The organism is Arthrobacter sp. ok909 (genome assembly GCF_900104405.1).
Lineage (GTDB): Bacteria > Actinomycetota > Actinomycetes > Actinomycetales > Micrococcaceae > Arthrobacter > Arthrobacter humicola.
Window position 1 is genome coordinate 1 of the sequence record NZ_FNJS01000029.1, and the last position, 14,067, is coordinate 14,067.

General features: G+C 68.4%; 15 protein-coding genes. 3 read left to right on the forward strand and 12 right to left on the reverse strand.

The genetic code is table 11. From position 1 onward, the window contains the following. The 4 genes from BLR03_RS18525 to lysS all read right to left on the reverse strand — a co-directional run. A partial coding sequence (locus BLR03_RS18525) for a Clp protease N-terminal domain-containing protein (protein ID WP_139184599.1) occupies nucleotides 1-1,563 on the reverse strand: 1,563 nt, incomplete at its 3' end. A gap of 361 nt (nucleotides 1,564-1,924) precedes the next feature. Further along, nucleotides 1,925-2,251: a histone-like nucleoid-structuring protein Lsr2 gene (locus BLR03_RS18530; RefSeq protein WP_091255487.1), complete on the reverse strand. Its 327-nt coding sequence runs from the start codon at nucleotides 2,249-2,251 to the stop codon at nucleotides 1,925-1,927. Between the two features lie 153 nt (nucleotides 2,252-2,404). Continuing rightward, nucleotides 2,405-2,587, reverse strand: a complete 183-nt coding sequence (locus BLR03_RS18535; protein ID WP_091255488.1) for a hypothetical protein — start codon at nucleotides 2,585-2,587, stop codon at nucleotides 2,405-2,407. 2 nt (nucleotides 2,588-2,589) lie between these two features. Then, complete coding sequence (gene lysS, locus BLR03_RS18540; protein WP_091255490.1) at nucleotides 2,590-4,122, reverse strand: lysine--tRNA ligase; 1,533 nt, start codon at nucleotides 4,120-4,122, stop codon at nucleotides 2,590-2,592. 109 nt (nucleotides 4,123-4,231) lie between these two features. Here lysS and BLR03_RS18545 point away from each other — a divergent pair, with 109 nt between their 5' ends. From BLR03_RS18545 to BLR03_RS18555, 3 genes are read left to right on the forward strand one after another with little or no spacing between them, the layout of a single operon-like run. Further along, the gene (locus BLR03_RS18545) at nucleotides 4,232-5,242 is read left to right on the forward strand and encodes an alpha/beta fold hydrolase (protein ID WP_091255493.1); all 1,011 of its coding nucleotides are present in this window, start codon (nucleotides 4,232-4,234) and stop codon (nucleotides 5,240-5,242) included. Nucleotides 5,243-5,300: 58 nt separating this feature from the next. Beyond that, complete coding sequence (locus BLR03_RS18550) at nucleotides 5,301-5,927, forward strand: thymidine kinase (protein ID WP_091255494.1); 627 nt, start codon at nucleotides 5,301-5,303, stop codon at nucleotides 5,925-5,927. A 59-nt stretch (nucleotides 5,928-5,986) separates the two neighbouring features. Next, nucleotides 5,987-6,820, forward strand: a complete 834-nt coding sequence (locus BLR03_RS18555) for an alpha/beta fold hydrolase (RefSeq protein WP_091255496.1) — start codon at nucleotides 5,987-5,989, stop codon at nucleotides 6,818-6,820. A 104-nt stretch (nucleotides 6,821-6,924) separates the two neighbouring features. Here the strand turns inward: BLR03_RS18555 and BLR03_RS18560 are convergent, their stop codons facing one another. The 8 genes from BLR03_RS18560 to folB form a co-directional block, all read right to left on the reverse strand. Next, the gene (locus BLR03_RS18560) at nucleotides 6,925-8,418 is read right to left on the reverse strand and encodes a DHA2 family efflux MFS transporter permease subunit (RefSeq protein ID WP_091255497.1); all 1,494 of its coding nucleotides are present in this window, start codon (nucleotides 8,416-8,418) and stop codon (nucleotides 6,925-6,927) included. A gap of 195 nt (nucleotides 8,419-8,613) precedes the next feature. Next, the gene (gene panC, locus BLR03_RS18565; protein ID WP_091255498.1) at nucleotides 8,614-9,516 is read right to left on the reverse strand and encodes a pantoate--beta-alanine ligase; all 903 of its coding nucleotides are present in this window, start codon (nucleotides 9,514-9,516) and stop codon (nucleotides 8,614-8,616) included. A gap of 1 nt (nucleotide 9,517) precedes the next feature. Beyond that, nucleotides 9,518-10,438 (reverse strand): Rossmann-like and DUF2520 domain-containing protein, encoded by a 921-nt coding sequence (locus tag BLR03_RS18570; RefSeq protein ID WP_091255500.1) that lies wholly within the window; start codon nucleotides 10,436-10,438, stop codon nucleotides 9,518-9,520. Then, nucleotides 10,431-12,098, reverse strand: coding sequence for a PH domain-containing protein (locus tag BLR03_RS18575; protein WP_091255501.1), 1,668 nt, complete (start codon nucleotides 12,096-12,098; stop codon nucleotides 10,431-10,433). Before BLR03_RS18575 ends, BLR03_RS18570 begins: the two co-directional genes overlap by 8 nt. An 18-nt stretch (nucleotides 12,099-12,116) precedes the next feature. Beyond that, entirely contained in the window at nucleotides 12,117-12,629 is a 513-nt protein-coding gene (locus BLR03_RS18580) for a PH domain-containing protein (RefSeq protein WP_091255502.1), read from the reverse strand. Then, complete coding sequence (locus BLR03_RS18585) at nucleotides 12,610-13,134, reverse strand: DUF3180 domain-containing protein (protein ID WP_091255503.1); 525 nt, start codon at nucleotides 13,132-13,134, stop codon at nucleotides 12,610-12,612. The genes BLR03_RS18580 and BLR03_RS18585 overlap by 20 nt, the downstream gene beginning before the upstream one ends. Beyond that, the gene (gene folK / locus BLR03_RS18590; RefSeq protein ID WP_091255504.1) at nucleotides 13,131-13,700 is read right to left on the reverse strand and encodes a 2-amino-4-hydroxy-6-hydroxymethyldihydropteridine diphosphokinase; all 570 of its coding nucleotides are present in this window, start codon (nucleotides 13,698-13,700) and stop codon (nucleotides 13,131-13,133) included. Before folK ends, BLR03_RS18585 begins: the two co-directional genes overlap by 4 nt. Beyond that, on the reverse strand, nucleotides 13,697-14,056 hold the full coding sequence (folB, locus tag BLR03_RS18595; RefSeq protein ID WP_091255506.1) for a dihydroneopterin aldolase: 360 nt from the start codon (nucleotides 14,054-14,056) through the stop codon (nucleotides 13,697-13,699). Before folB ends, folK begins: the two co-directional genes overlap by 4 nt. Between the last annotated feature and the right edge of the window lie 11 nt (nucleotides 14,057-14,067).

Genomic DNA, 14,067 nt, shown 5'->3' on the forward strand with positions numbered 1-14,067 from the left:
GTCCTGGCCGACCACACGCTTGTGCAGCTCGTCTTCCATCTTCAGCAGGCGCGAGGACTCCTCCTCGGTCAGCTTGAAGACCGGGATGCCGGTGGAATTCGCCAGCACCTCGGCGATGAGATCCTCATCAACCTCGGAGATGTCGTCCATGCCGCCGGTCTTCCACTGGCGTTCCTTCTCGGCGCGTTCGGCAATGAGCTTCTGCTCCTTGTCACGCAGCGACGCGGCACCTTCGAAGTCTTGCGCGTCAATCGCGGATTCCTTCTCCAGCTTCATGGCGGCGATCTTCTCGTCCATGACCTTGAGCTCCGGCGGAGCGGTCATGCGGCGGATGCGCAGCCGCGCACCGGCCTCGTCGATCAGGTCGATCGCCTTGTCCGGCAGGAAGCGGTCCGAGATGTAGCGCTCGGACAGGGCCGCGGCCGAGGCGAGGGCGCCGTCGGTAATGGTGACGCGGTGGTGCGCCTCGTACCGGTCGCGGAGGCCCTTGAGGATCTCGATCGCGTGTGCAACGGAGGGTTCCTTGACCTGGATCGGCTGGAAGCGGCGCTCCAGCGCTGCATCCTTTTCGATGTGCTTGCGGTATTCGTCCAGCGTGGTGGCACCGATGGTCTGGAGCTCGCCGCGGGCCAGCATGGGCTTCAGGATCGAGGCCGCGTCGATGGCGCCTTCGGCGGCACCGGCACCCACCAGGGTGTGGATCTCATCGATGAACAGGATGATGTCGCCGCGGGTGCGGATCTCCTTGAGAACCTTCTTGAGGCGCTCTTCGAAGTCACCGCGGTAGCGGGAGCCGGCCACGAGGGACCCGAGGTCCAGGGTGTACAGCTGCTTGTCCTTGATGGTCTCCGGGACATCGCCACGGACGATGGCCTGGGCGAGGCCTTCGACGACGGCGGTCTTGCCGACGCCGGGTTCGCCGATCAGCACCGGGTTGTTCTTGGTGCGGCGGGAAAGGACCTGCATGACGCGTTCCATTTCCTGCTCGCGGCCGATCACCGGGTCCAGCTTGTTCTCGCGCGCCGCCTGGGTCAGGTTGCGGCCGAACTGGTCCAGGACGACGGAGCCCGCGGGGGTGCCCTCGGCCTGGCTGGAACCGACACCGGCTCCGGTGGACTCCTTGCCCTGGTAGCCGGACAGCAGCTGGATGACCTGCTGGCGGACCCGGTTGAGGTCGGCGCCGAGCTTGACGAGCACCTGGGCGGCCACACCTTCACCCTCGCGGATGAGGCCGAGGAGGATGTGCTCGGTTCCGATGTAGTTATGGCCCAGCTGCAGGGCCTCGCGCAGCGAGAGCTCCAGGACCTTCTTGGCGCGCGGGGTGAAGGGGATGTGTCCGGACGGGGCCTGCTGGCCCTGGCCGATGATCTCCTGCACCTGCTCGCGGACACCGTCGAGCGAAATGCTCAAGGATTCAAGGGCTTTGGCAGCAACACCTTCACCCTCATGGATCAGACCCAAGAGGATGTGTTCGGTACCAATGTAATTGTGGTTCAGCATGCGTGCCTCTTCTTGGGCAAGCACAACTACGCGACGGGCACGGTCCGTAAATCGCTCAAACATTTCGCCACACTCCTAGCTACGACGTACTTTGATGCTACGTGCCCGGGTTCCAGATTTGGGGCTTGTTCGCCACAGGGGAAACCGAAGGGTTGCGCTCCCGGGCGCGGACGCTGTCCGGATGCCGCACGGATCCCGCCTGCGGCCGGCCGGGGGAGCGCAGACGCGGGCCCCTGGGGACGGTCCGGCGGCACCCCCGCAGCGGCGTCGTCGGCGCCGGCCGCCCCGCCGGGAGTGCCCGGGCCGCCGTTCCGCACATACCGCCGTCGGCATAGCAATGCCCCCGTCAGATAACGGGGGCATTAGCATTTGATGCGCAGACTTGATAGGGCCATTGATACTGGCCCTGACGCGGGGGTCCGGACTAGGAATTAGCCTTTTGGTAGGCTTCCTGAATTTCAGCCTGGATACGTCCGCGGCTGTTTACCGCATAGCCGTTGTCCCGTGCCCACTGACGGATCTGGGCAGAGTCCTGATTCCGCCCGCTTGAAATTTTGGTGCGCGTGGCGCGGCCGCTTGATGTCTTGCGTGCGTGCCCCACAAACCGCTCCAACGCGGAACGCAGGTCTGACGCATTGCCGGACGACAGGTCTATTTCATAGCTCACGCCGTCCAGGCCAAACCGGACAGTTTCGTCCGCGGATCCCCCATCCAGATCATCAACGAGGATGATTTTCACTTTCTGTGCCATAAATGACTCTCTTTCCAAAAGGACGAGCGTTTAGAAAAGCAGGATGTATCTGTAAAAAGTATCCTCCGGGTTACAGCAGAGAGTCAAAGCGTATAACTCCGGTCAAAGGAAACCCGCTCACAGCAATAGGGGCTATTGCTCCATTCAGGGGAATTAGCCCCTGGCGGGCCCGGAATCCCGTCCCGGGTTTTGAGCTTCCGCTCGAGCGTCCGCTTCGGCCTGAGCGCGGGCTTCTGCCTGGCGCTCCGATTTATCGGCATTGAATATGGATTTCATGGCAAACCAGAAAAGCAGGCCCACCACGATGGGGGGCACCAATACGGCGATGTAGTCCATGCTCAGTGTCCTTCAGGCTTCAACAGGGGGAAGAGGATGGTCTCGCGGATGCCGGCCCCGGTGAAGAGCATGACGAGGCGGTCGATGCCCAGGCCGATCCCGCCCATGGGCGGCGCGCCGTACTCGAGCGCGCGGAGGAAGTCTTCATCCAGCTGCATGGCCTCGACATCGCCCGCGGCGGAGCGGCGGGACTGTTCGGTGAGGCGTTCTCGCTGGATCACAGGGTCGATCAGTTCGGAGAAGGCCGTGCCGCGCTCCATGCCGCCGATGATGAGGTCCCAGGCCTCGATCAGGCGGCCGTCCTCGCGGTGGTGGCGGGCCAGAGGCTGGGCGGACGGCGGATAGTCGTAGACGAACGTGGGGTTGAGCAGAGTGGGCTCCACCAGCTCGCCGAAGAGCTCGACGACGAGTTTCTCGGCGTCCCAGGCGGCGTCGACCTTGACCTCGTGCTTGGCGGCCAGTTCCAGCAGTTCGGAGACCGTGGTGTCGGGGGTGATTTCCTGGCCGACGAATTCGGAGAGCCCCGGGTAAACCGCCATCCAGGCCCAGTCGCCGTCGAGGTTGATCTCCCCCGCCTCTGTCTGCAGGACCCGGCCCACGCCGGCGGCGTCGGCGGCGTCCAGGATGATCTCCTTGATCCGGTCCGCCATGACGAACTGGTCGGCCCAGGCCTCGTAGGACTCCAAGGTGGTGAACTCGGGGCTGTGGGTGGAGTCCACGCCCTCGTTGCGGAAGACCCGGCCCATGTCATAGACGCGGTCGATCCCGCCGACCACCGTGCGCTTGAGGTAGAGCTCGGTGGCGATGCGCAGGGTCATCTTCTGGTCAAAGGCGTTCATGTGCGTCTCGAAGGGACGGGCCGTGGCGCCGCCGTGAACCAGTTGCAGCATGGGGGTTTCCACCTCGACGTAGCCCTGGCGGTGCAGGGTTTCGCGGATGGAGCGGGTGATCGCGGCGCGGGTGTAAACCATCTCGCGGGCTTCGTCACGGACAATGAGGTCCACGTAGCGCTGGCGGACCCGGGTTTCCTCGTTCAGCCCGGCGTGCAGCACGGGCAGCGGGCGCAGCGCCTTCGAGGCCATGGTCCAGGAGTCCGCCATGACGGACAGCTCGCCGCGGCGTGAGGAGATGACCTCGCCGGTGATGAAGACGTGGTCGCCGAGGTCCACGAGGGACTTCCAGTCCGCGAGCGCCTCCTCGCCGATGTTGGCCAGGCTCAGCATGACCTGCAGCCGGACCGCCTTGCCGTCCAGGCCGCCCTCCTGGAGGGTGGCGAAGCAGAGCTTGCCCGTGTTGCGGACGAAGACAATGCGGCCGGTCACGCCGACGACGTCGCCGGTGGTTTCGTCGGCCTGCAGGTGGGCGTATTTCTCGCGGATTTCCGTGAGCGAGTGCGTACGCTCGACACCCACCGGATAAGCCTCGACGCCGCGTTCGATCAGCTTTGCGCGCTTCTCCATGCGGATGCGCGTCTGTTCGCTGGCATCGTGCGGCTCGGCGGCGTTGTGCGGGGCAGGGGTGTTTTGGGAAGTCACAATCCCCAAGTTTACCGTCGATTTCCGTCCGGTCAGGTCCCGGCCAGGTGCCGGCAGCTTCGGCCGGGCGGTGACTGCGCAGTCCGGGTGCGGGAATAGACTCAGGGCTGTGGAGACGTGGACCGTGAAGACCGACGACGGCGAGGGGCACCTCGAGCTGCATACGTTCCGTCCGGAGGCGCCCGGGCCAGGCGGATCGGCCGCCGCGGTCGCCGCACCCGGCGCTGGATCCGGCGTCGTCGTCGTGCACGGGACGCTGGTGACCGATGCGCTCTACCGGCCCTTTGCCCGAAAGCTCAGCCGGCTGCTGGGCCGGCCGGTGCACTGCTATAACCGGCGGGGGCGCGCCGGTTCCTCCCCCCAGCCGGCAGACTATTCGGCGGCCACGGAGGTGGCCGACCTGGCGGCGGTGCTGCGCGAGACCGGCGCCAGCGACGTCGTGGCCCACAGCTACGGCGGGTTTGTGGCCCTCCAGGCCGCCCGGAGCGTGCCGATCCGCAGGATGGTGACCTATGACGCGGCCGTCAGCCTTTCGGGGAACCTCAACCGGCGCTGGCGGCCCGAGCTTGAGCGGTCGGTGGCCGCCGGCAAGCTTGACGAGGCCTGGGCGCATTTGGTGCAGGGCCTGGAGACGGCCGGTCCGGTGTCCCGGCTGCCGCTGGGCGCGCTGCGCATGCTGAGCATCCTCTCGGCGAGGACCAGCCTGGGCGCCGAAATGCGGGAACTCCTGCCCACGGCCGTCGCCGAGATGCGGGCCGTGCTGGACGCCGACGCCGAGGTCGCCGATTTCACCTCCATCACCACCCCCACGCTGATGCTCAGCGGCGGCTGGAGCCCGGCGTACTTCGCCGAAACCGGCCGCCAACTCGCCGCCGCCGTCCCGGCGCTGACCTTCGCCGTCGTTCCCGGGCAACTCCACGAAGGCCCCATCCGGCCCGGCAACAGGCTGGCCCTGCGGGCAGCGCGGTTCCTCCTCGGCGGTCCCGGTGCTGCGCCCACGGCGACCGGCCGAGGGATGGGCAGCATTCCCGGAACAATGGCTGGCGGCATGCCCGGCATCTACGGGCGCATCCCCGGGCGGATCCCCGGCCGCACGCGGCGGCCCGGGCCGGGCCGCTGACGGGCCCCTAGCGCGGCCTGCCGTTAGAATCGGGGGCGACCCTTTCGAAAGGACCCCCTTGGCCAAGCTCTATTTCCGCTACGGAGCCATGAACTCCGGCAAATCCACGGGGCTGCTGCAGGCGGCGTTCAACTATGAAGAACGCGGGCAGCGGGTGCTTCTGGCCAAGCCGGACGTGGACACCAAGGGCGACGCCGACGTCGTGTCCCGCCTCGGCATGACCCGTTCGGTGGACTTCCTGATCCCCGCCGGAGCGTCAGCCCGCGAGCTCTTCACGGCCCAGGCCCATGGGGACGATCCCGATGCCCTGTTGCAGCACGTGGAGACCTCGCCCGTGGCCTGCCTGCTGGTGGACGAGGCGCAGTTCCTGGAACCCGCGCAGGTGGACGACCTCTTCCGCATTGCGGTCCTGGACAGTGTCCCCGTGCTGGCGTACGGCATCCGCACCGACTTCCGGACCCGGGCCTTCCCCGGTTCGCTGCGGCTGCTGGAAATTGCGCACACCCTCGAAGAGCTCAAGACCATCTGCCGCTGCGGACGGAAGGCCATCTTCAACACCCGCCGGATCGGGGATCATGTGGTTTTCGACGGTGACCAGGTGGCAATCGACGGCCAGGACGTCTGGTACGAGTCGCTCTGCGGCGCCTGCTACCTCGAGGTCTCCGGCGGCCGTCTGGGCAACTAGCACCGGGACTTAGTGCACCGTCTACTGCATGGCGGCGCGTGCTCGGCTAGGCTCGGAGCATGACCCGCGAGAACATCAGAACCCCCGACGGCGGAACGATCGAGCTTTTCAGCACGGGCGCCGAGCTCGCCTCGGCGGGCTCGGGCATCGTCGTCGTGCCGGCCTCGATGGTGACGGCCGCCGATTACACGCGTTTCGCGCAGAAGCTCAGCGCGTCGCTGGGCCGGCCGGTGCACACCTTCAACCGGCGCGGACGCGGCTCGTCCTCCCCGCAGCCGGAGGACTACACCCTGGACGTGGACATCCACGACCTCGACGCCGTCATGAAGCACACCTCCAGCACGGACGTCTTCGGCCACAGCTTCGGCGGCGCGGTGGCCCTGCACGCGGCCCGCACCCTGCCGGTGGAACGCCTGGCGGTCTACGACCCCGCCGTGTCGGTCAACCACAGCGTCACGGCGGACTGGACGCCCGAATACGAGCGGGCGACGGCGGCCGGCGACGACGACCGCGCCCTCGCCGTCCTGCTCAAGGGCCTGGAGACCGGGAGCGCCCTGTCCCGGATGCCGTTGTCTATGCTGACGCTGGCGAACAAGCTCTCGGCGGGCACCCCGATCGGCAAGCAGCTGCGCGACCTTATGCAGACCGGTGTGCGGGAGATCAAGGCGATCATCGCGGCGGACATGCCGGCGGAGCCGTTCCTGGAACTGCCGCTGGAGACGCTGATCATCGTGGGCGAAAAGAGCCCTGCCTACTTCGGCGTGGCCTGCGCCCAGATCCACGACGTCCTCTCCGGATCCAGCTACACGATCCTGCCGGGCATGGGCCACGACGGCGTCAACAAGGCACCGGACAAGCTCATCGCCGAACTCAGCGCGTTCTACGCCGGCTGATTCCCGGCCACCAACACCCACCAAGCAACGCGGGGATCCTTCGCGCCCGGCCCGGACGTCCGGACATGGCCGCGAGGTGACCCCGCGTTGCTTGTTAATTGCGGCTAGTGGGCGACGGGCTGTGCCGCGCCTGCGGTCTTGCGCATCATGGCGGACAGCACGACGGCGCCGAGCGCTATGACGGCCGCCGTCAGGAACGCCGCATGCATGCCGGCCACCATGCCCGAGGCTGCGGCCACGAACGCATAGATCGAGACCAGGAGCGCGGTGCCGGCGGCGCCGGCCACCTGCTGCAGGGTGCTCATGATGGCCGAGCCGTGAGAGTACAGGTGCGGGGGCAACGGGTTCAGTCCGGTCGTGAAGGCCGGGGTGAATACGAGCGCGAGGCCCAGGCTCAGGGTCACATGCAGGGCAATGATCCACCCCAGCGGTGACGCGGCGTCCAGCATGGAGAACTGCCACAGGGACAGCACCATCATGACCGAGCCCGTCACCGTCAGTGGCAGAGGGCCGACCTTGTCGAAAACGCGGCCGATGAAGGGCCCCAGCAGGCCCATGGCGAGGCCGCCCGGAAGGAGCACCAGGCCGGTCTCGAGTGACTTCAGGCCGCGGATTTCCTGCAGGTACAACGGCAGCAGGATTACCGCGCCGAACAACGCGACCATGGCCACGACCAGCAGGAGTACCGACACCGTGAACATCCGGAAGGTAAACGCGCGCAGGTCCAGCAGGGGCCGTTCGCTCTTCTGCAGCTTCAGCTGGCGCAGGACGAACGCCGCCAGGGCCAGCACTCCGACGGCCAGCGCCAGCACGGCGGGAGTGCGGGATCCGGCGTCGCCGCCGATCTGGCTGAGGCCGTACACGAGGCCGCCGAACGCCGGGACTGTCAGCACCACCGAGAGGGCATCAAGCCGGGTTTTCTCCGTCTCGCCGATGTTGGTCAGGTACCTGGCCCCGATGGCCAGTGCGGCGAGCGCGATCGGCAGCACGAAGACGAACATGAACCGCCAGGAAAAGTGCTGGAGGATCAGGCCGGAAACTGTGGGGCCGAGCGCCGGCGCCACCGAGATGGCGATGCTGACGTTGCCCATGACGGCGCCGCGGCGTTCCAGCGGCACGAGCGTGAGGATGGTGGTCATGAGCAGCGGCAGCATGATGGCCGTGCCGCCGGCCTGGACGATGCGGGCCAGCAACAGGACTTCGAAGCCCGGGGCGACGGCGGCCAGCAGTGTGCCACCAGAGAACAGCCCCATGGCCAGCAGGAACACGGCACGGGTGGACAGCCGCTGCAGGATGAACCCGGTGGTGGGAATCACGACCGCCATCGTGAGCATAAAACCGGTCGACAGCCACTGCACGGTGGGTGCGGTGACGCCGAGGTCCACCATCAGCCGCTGCAGCGCGACGTTCATGATGGTTTCGTTCAGGATGACCACGAAGGTGGCCACCAGCAACGTCACGATGATGGTGACGGACTCCCGCGACATCTTGGCCGGCCCGGGGGCTGAGGCGGGCGCGGCCGGCGTCGGTCCCGGGCTGGCGGGACCAGCGCCCGGCGCGGGGGCGCCGGCGGTGTTGGAAGAGACGTCTGTTGACATGGGAATTCCCTCAGGGAGTTGGGTGTGGGTCCGGCGAGCGTCGGCGCTGCTGCAGGTTGCAACAGTCTAAGCCCTGGGCGCATTCCCGTCACCGGGAGCAGAATTCCGCCGCCGGAAAAGCAACGCGGGGTCACATCCTGCCCATCGGCACGGACGTGTCTGACCCCACGTTGCTGTTTGCTGGTCCGGCTGGTGTCAGGCGTTCAGCGGCACGTTGTCGATCAGCCGCACCGGGCCGACCTTGGCCGCGAGGATTGCCAGCGCTTCGCCGCGGAACGGGGTTTCCCTGCAGTTCTCCGCGAGGGGTTCGAGGGTGCGCGGATCCACGACCTCGAAATAGTCCAGTTCCACGAGCGGCTGGGACCGGACCAGTGCCTGCGCGGACTCGACGTCGAGGGGCTGATGGGCGTTGGCGCGCTTCTCGATGAGCCGCAGCGCCCGGGAGAGGACGAGGGCGGCCCCGCGCTCGTCCTCGGTGAGGAAGCGGTTGCGGCTGGACAGCGCTAGCCCATCCGGTGACCGCACGATCGGCACGGGTACGATTTCCACCGGGAAATTCAGGTCCGCCACCATGCGCTGGACCAGGGCCAGCTGCTGGGCATCCTTCTGGCCAAAGTAGGCGCGGTAGGCCGGCTGGCCTCCGCCGGGAAGCCCGGCACCCGGCAGGCCGTAGTGGAGCAGTTTGGCGACGACGGTCAGGGCGCCGTCGAAGTGTCCGGGCCGGGACGCACCCTCCCACTTTTCGCCCAGGGGCCCCGCCGTGATCCGCACGAGGGGCTCCCCGCCGGGGTAGACCTCCTCCACGGCCGGCGCGAACGCCAGGTCAACGCCTTCGGCGTCAAGCAGGGCGAGGTCGGCCTCCAGCGTCCGGGGGTACCGGTCCAGGTCCGCGGCCTCGCCGAACTGCAGGGGGTTGACGAAGATGCTGGCCACGACGACGTCGTTCTGGACGACGGCGGTGCGGGCCAGCTGGGCATGCCCCTCGTGCAGGGCGCCCATCGTGGGCACCAGCCCCTGGGATGTGCCGCCCTTCTGCGCCAGCAGCCGGGCGCTTGCGGCGCGGAGCTGGGCAGCGGTGGTGACGAGTTGGATTGCCATGTCAGGGTCCTTCCGGGGCGCGCGTCCCGTTCTGGCCGGGGCCGCGGAGCGCCTGTTCGATGCCATCAAGTTGGTCCGGCTTCAAGAGCCCGCGGCTTCCTGCCCGGCGGGCTGTCGCCCGGGCCATGGCCAGGTACGCCTCCAGAATATCGCCGCCCGAGCCGCCGTCGTACTCGCGGAGGGCACCGGCGTGGGCGGCGACCGTGCCGGCGTCGCCGCGGGCCACGGGCCCGGTCAGGGCCGATTCGCCGGAGGCGAGCGCGTTCTCCAGCGTGGCGCGCAGCAGCGGGCCCAGCATCCGATCCGGGGCTTCGACGCCGACGTCGCGGAGCAGCTGCGAGGCCTGCGCCACGAGCGTGACCAGATGGTTCGAGCCATGCGCCAGGGCAGCGTGGTAGAGGACGCGGTCGGCTTCTGCAATAGCGACGGGTTCGGCACCCATTTCGACGACAAGTGCCTGGGCGATCGGCAGCATCGCGGCGTCGGCCGTGACGCCGAAGGTGCAGTCCAGGAGCCGGGTGAGGTCCAGGCTCATGCCCGTGAACGTCATGGCCGGGTGCAGGGCGAGCGGCACGGCGCCGGCGGCGCGGACCGGGTGCAGGATCCCGACGCCGAATCGCCCGGAGGTGTGCGCTACGAGCTGGCCGGGCTGCCAGGCGCCCAGCTTGGCAAGGCCGTCCACGAGGGGGCCGAGGGCGTCATCCGGCACGGCGAGCAGGACCAGTTCGGCGCGCTCCACGATGTCCTGCACTTCCAGGATGGGCACGCCCGGCAAGAGTGTTTCGGCGCGTTCGAGGCTGGCGTCCGACACGGCGGACACCCCAATGACGGCGTGCTCGGCTCCGCGCAGCGCCGCACCCAGGACGGCACCGACCTTCCCTGCGCCGATGATTCCGACGCCGAGGCGTCCTGGTTTAGCCATGATGCGGGCCTTCCTGAGTGTCTGGTGCGGGTGTTTGCGCGGGCTGCGTGGTTGGTTCCATCCAGTGTTCGCTCGTCTGGCGCTTGCGTGCGGCGCGGGCGCGGGCGGCCTGGGCATCCAGGAGGGCCCGGGCCTCGTCGAGGCCGGCCTGAATGAGCCGCGGGGCGACCGGGCCCGCGGTGGTGTGCAGGACCAGGTCCGCCACCCGGAACCTGCGGGCGAGCGGCCCCTGCTGCAGCGCCATCGACTGGGTGCGCTGGTGCGGCACCACAACGAGGTTCCGCCACCACCGCCCGGACCTCAGGAGCAGTGCGGTCTCCGTTGCGGTGAAGCCGTTCCGCCGCCAGCCCAGCGGTGCCAGAAGCCGGGCCCGGCGCGGCGTGGTGACGAAGCCGCCGTCGGCGTCCTGCCGGGCCCCCGCTTCCCGTGTTCCGGTGTCCGGCGTTCCGGCGTCCGGTGTTCCGGTCGGGCCCGCGAGTCCGTTGATCCCTGCCGTGAAGACGCCCGCCGGATCCGCGGTTCCGGGGTCCGGGAGCACCAGGGAGAGGACTTTCAGGACGTCGGTGAGGGATCCCACCGGCAGCAGGGTGGTCCGGTGGGATCCCTCCCGGGCGCTTCCGGCCAGGCCGTAGCCGGCCACATTGATCTGGATCCGGTACCAGCCGAATAACCGCCACAGCGGCGGCTGGGTGATCTTCAAGGCCTGGATCCTGCCCGGAGGCACGGTCTGCGCCTGGGTGTCCAGCAGGCCGTAGCGCAGCCGGATGCCGTCCGGGGAAACGGCGGCGGTGAAGTTGTAGCCCTTGTTGAACGAGGACCAGTAGGCGGCGGCGAGCCCGATCACTGCGGGGATCAGGAAGACCGTGAAGCTGCGGTTTTCGGTGACGGCGGACAGCACCACGGAGGCGACGCCGCCGGCCACGATGGCGAGGCCCTGTTCACTCAGAAGCACTGAGCCCATCAGGCGCGACGGCGGCACGGTCAGGACGGTCCGTTCCGGAGCCTCCACAGCGGCTGCCTCCCGTTGCCCCGCTTCCGCCGCCTCCGACAGCGACAGCGTCCCCCCGGAGGCACCGGAGGCCCCGGCGAGAATTGTCGCGCGGAGCTGGCGGGCCTCGTCCGCACGCAGGTAGGCCAGGTGCACAGCGGATTCTCCGGCGTCGGCGACTTCGAACCTGAGTTCCGCCAGACCGAAAATCCTGGCCAGCAGGGGCTGGACGACGTCGATTGCCTGCACCCGGTCCAGCCGGGCCTGGCGCTGCTGCCTGAACAGGAACCCGGTGTTGACCCGGACGTACCCGTCCGCCACCTGGTAGCGGGTGAAGTACCAGCTCAGGACGAAGCCGAGCACGGTCAGAAGCAGGAGCGTCCCGCCGCCAAGCAGCAACCATGGCGCGCGGCCGGCGAACCGCTCGTCAAAGACCGGGCCGCCCTGGAGCAGCCGTTCGAAGGAGTCCCGTCCGAAAAAGAAGAACAGCGCGGCCACTGCCACCCAGCCGCGGACGAACGGCGATCCCGGGTGGACGCGCAGCCAGCCGGCGTCGGCGGTACGGGTGTTTCCCGCACCGGGGCCGGTTCCACCGGCGGTACCGGTCTCTCCCGCACCGGGGCCGGTTCCCGGCTCCCGCGCCGCCGGGAGACCCTCCGGTGTCAGCGCCATGCCGTCATGGCCTTCCCGTCACAGCCCGGCCAGCCGGGCTTCGCCGCGGGCGGACAGCTGTTCGCGGAGCCGGGCTCCCTCGCCGGCGGGCAGGCCGGGGATCTCGGCGTTGGTCCCGGCGGACGCCGTGTGAAGCTTCAGGGTGCACAGGCCCAAGGGGCGTTCGACGGGTCCCACCGCGATGTCCACGTACTGCATCCGCCCGTAGGGGACCACGAGGGTGCGCTGGAAGAAGATCCCGCGGCGGATCAGAAGGTCATCGTCACGCTCGGCATAGCCGATCGAACGCACCTGCCGGGGAATCAGGACGAGCCGCCAGACGGCCAGCAGCAGCCAGACGGCGGGAACGGCAACGGCCAGCCAAAGCGGCGGCCACGTCCAGGCGCCGTTCAGCACCAGCACCAGGGGAAGCGACAGCAGGACCACTGCGATCAGGTTGCCCAGCGCCCACTCCGCGAGGCGCACGGTGACGTACTTCGGTGACACCCTGAGCCATTCGATGCCCGGCGGGTCAATCGCTTCGGTAGGCATATTCGCCTTCTGCAGAGGGCTTGCTGCGCTTTCCCTGCACCTCGCGCCCGGATTCGGTGTCGCCGTCCTCGGGCGGAATCCGGCAGAACCGCTCGACGACCAGTCCGACGACCACCATGATCAGCCCGCCGCCGGCCATCGCAAGGGCCTGCCAGGTGATGTCCTGGTTGCTGCGCAGGTTCCACAGCCGCAGCTGCTCGATCACGATTCCCGCGTGCCAGCCCAGCAGGACCGTGCCGGTGTAGGCGCAGGCCTGGGCCAGGACTAGGGTCCACGCCGCGAGGATGGGGTTGAGGATCTTCTTCTTCTTGCCGTTGCGCCACCGCAGGACGCGGATGCCCAGCACGAGGGTGAGCACCACGATCACGCCCATAGTCAGCAGCCCGGTGAGCGGCAGGACGGGGGTGGCCAGGCTGTAGCGGCCGGCCATCACGGTGGCGAACCAGCCCGCCACGGCCAGGACCACAGCAATTGCCAGCAGGAGCAGGGGGTTGGTCAGCTTCACGGCCGGTCCACCGTATCGGGGACGCCGGCGGCGTCCGCGCCTGTGACGTCCGCGGGGGCCGGGGGCCGGAAGCCGTCAAACGGTGCGAGGTCGGCGAAATCGTCGGCTTTGGCGGCGAGCTCGCCCACGCGTTGGCCGTTGAGCTCCGCCGCGGGATCGATCAGTGACCACGGGTAGAGCACGAACGCCCGTTTCGCGGCCCGGGGGTGCGGCAGGGTGAGTTCGGGGTCGGAACTCACCACGTCGCCGTAGGTGATGATGTCCACGTCCAGGGTCCGCGGTCCCCACCGGACCTCACGCACCCGCAGGTGCTTCTGTTCCACGTCGTGGCAGTGCCGCAGCAGTTCGCGCGGCGGCAGGGACGTCTCGACCGCAATCACCATGTTGAGGAAGTCGGGCTGGTCCGCCGGGCCGCCCACGGCCTTCGTCTGGACGATCGGCGAGATGGCCAGGAGGCGCACTTCCGGCGGGTCGACGAGATCGGCGACGGCGGCGGACAGCGTGTCGCTGCGCTCCCCCAGGTTGCTGCCGAGCGCGATCACCGCGCGGGTGTAGAGCGGGCTCATGTCCGTCTCCTATGCACGCTGACGGAGACATCGCCGAACTCTACCTCGATCGGGGCCTTCGGCTTGTGCACGGTGATATCCACGGCGGCCACGGGGAATTTCTGCAGGACATCGTCGGCAATCCGCACGGCCAGTGCCTCGATCAGGTTCAGCGGCTCTCCCGTGATCCAGTCCCGGATGCAGCCGGCGACTTCGCCGTAATGTGCGGTGTCCAGGACGTCGTCCGACGCTGCAGCCTTGCTGAAGTCAAGGTGCAGCACCGCGTCGACGACGAACGGCTGGCCGTCGCGGCGCTCGAAGTCGAACACTCCATGATGGCCGACGGCGGTGACGCCGCGCAGCGTGATCTGGTCCATGACGCCGGCCG

Bases quoted from the DNA above. Each gene is read 5' to 3' on its own strand.
- BLR03_RS18555 (WP_091255496.1), top strand. From the start codon at position 5,987: ATGACCCGCGAGAACATCAGAACCCCCGACGGCGGAACGATCGAGCTT.
- folK (WP_091255504.1), bottom strand. From the start codon at position 13,700: ATGAGCCCGCTCTACACCCGCGCGGTGATCGCGCTCGGCAGCAACCTG.
- BLR03_RS18535 (WP_091255488.1), bottom strand. From the start codon at position 2,587: ATGGACTACATCGCCGTATTGGTGCCCCCCATCGTGGTGGGCCTGCTT.
- panC (WP_091255498.1), bottom strand. From the start codon at position 9,516: ATGGCAATCCAACTCGTCACCACCGCTGCCCAGCTCCGCGCCGCAAGC.
- BLR03_RS18570 (WP_091255500.1), bottom strand. From the start codon at position 10,438: ATGGCTAAACCAGGACGCCTCGGCGTCGGAATCATCGGCGCAGGGAAG.
- BLR03_RS18530 (WP_091255487.1), bottom strand. From the start codon at position 2,251: ATGGCACAGAAAGTGAAAATCATCCTCGTTGATGATCTGGATGGGGGA.
- folB (WP_091255506.1), bottom strand. From the start codon at position 14,056: ATGGACCAGATCACGCTGCGCGGCGTCACCGCCGTCGGCCATCATGGA.
- BLR03_RS18580 (WP_091255502.1), bottom strand. From the start codon at position 12,629: ATGCCTACCGAAGCGATTGACCCGCCGGGCATCGAATGGCTCAGGGTG.
- BLR03_RS18560 (WP_091255497.1), bottom strand. From the start codon at position 8,418: ATGTCAACAGACGTCTCTTCCAACACCGCCGGCGCCCCCGCGCCGGGC.
- BLR03_RS18575 (WP_091255501.1), bottom strand. From the start codon at position 12,098: ATGGCGCTGACACCGGAGGGTCTCCCGGCGGCGCGGGAGCCGGGAACC.